1 pseudogene is annotated in these 661 nt (G+C 63.8%); it reads right to left on the bottom strand.

Annotated elements, in window-relative coordinates:
• Positions 1-232 precede the first annotated feature (232 nt).
• A pseudogene (locus G9X64_RS22130) lies at positions 233-661 on the bottom strand (sugar ABC transporter substrate-binding protein); the annotation flags it as partial.

The raw sequence follows: 661 nt of genomic DNA, 5'->3' as shown, positions 1-661 counted from the left end.
CGGCAGCGCATCCTGCAGCCGGCCCCTCAACGAGATCCCCGTCGATTGCCTCGGCGTCAGAACCGGATCGGTGGTCGCAACAGTGCTCATGGAATGTCATCTCCTGCCTGCATGATCGTCCGGGCAATCGGCCCCGCATGATCATCCCCGCATAATTGTCGGGGCATGATCGGCGCGGAGCCTGAAGCTTCCCCGCCAGCAGGCGGGGAAGCATTTGTCATCACACGTGGTCTCAGCGGGCGTCGTCGATCGCCTGGACGAGCTGCTTGACGGCTTCGTCGGAGGTCTTGATCTGGCCGTGGACGAACTTCGAGACGACATCCTTGTAGGCATTGGCGATGGCCGGCGGTGCGCCGTAGCCTTGCGCCAGCGAGCCGAACAGCGTGCCGCCTTCATTCGCTGCCTTCAGGTCGGCGATGCCCTTCTTGCCGCAAGCGTCGAAGTCGGTGTCGGGAACGTCGGTGCGGGCCGGCACCGACCCTTTGACGACGTTGAAGGCCGACTGGAAGCTCTTCGACAGCGTTGCCGTTGCCAGCGCCACCTGGGCCGCCTTGCGGTCATCGGGGACGTTGAACATGCCGAACATGTCGGAGTTGTAGACCACGCTGCCGTCGGTGCCGGGGAAGCGGTAGCAGAGGAAGTCTGTGTCCGGCGTCTTCTT

Source organism: Rhizobium sophorae, from assembly GCF_013087515.1.
Classification (GTDB): Bacteria; Pseudomonadota; Alphaproteobacteria; order Rhizobiales; family Rhizobiaceae; genus Rhizobium; species Rhizobium sophorae.
This window is presented reverse-complemented; position numbering and strand designations above follow the sequence as displayed.